The following is a 393-nucleotide window of genomic DNA, read 5'->3' as shown; positions in this document are numbered from 1 at the left end:
CCATTATTCCAGCTAGAGGCGGTTCAAAAGGGTTGCCAGACAAAAATATAAAAATGCTTAACGGAAAGCCTCTGATTGCATATACAATTGAAGCTGCCATCTCAGCTAAGTACGTTTCAAAAGTGATAGTAAGTACCGATAGTGAAAAAATAGCTGCTGTCGCTATTTCTTATGGAGCGGAATGCCCATTTATGCGCCCTGATCATTTAGCTGACGATAATTCTCGATCTATTGATGTATACAGATATACAATTAAAGAATTAGAGAACAAAGAAGACATCCTTATTAATGAGTTTATAGTTTTGCAACCAACAAGTCCCTTTAGGACAGGTCAAGACATTGATGATGCTATTAAATTGTTTAAAGATAGAAATGCAGACTCAATCGTTAGCT

1 protein-coding gene is annotated in these 393 nt (G+C 36.4%); it reads left to right on the top strand.

The genetic code is table 11. From position 1 onward, the window contains the following. Nucleotides 1-393, top strand: a 393-nt coding sequence (locus tag AB4Z50_RS36220; protein ID WP_441887348.1) for an acylneuraminate cytidylyltransferase family protein, incomplete at both ends; no start/stop codon positions are given.

Origin of the sequence: Paenibacillus sp. 2TAB26 (assembly GCF_052115145.1) — a bacterium.
GTDB lineage: Bacteria > Bacillota > Bacilli > Paenibacillales > Paenibacillaceae > Pristimantibacillus.
This window is presented reverse-complemented; position numbering and strand designations above follow the sequence as displayed.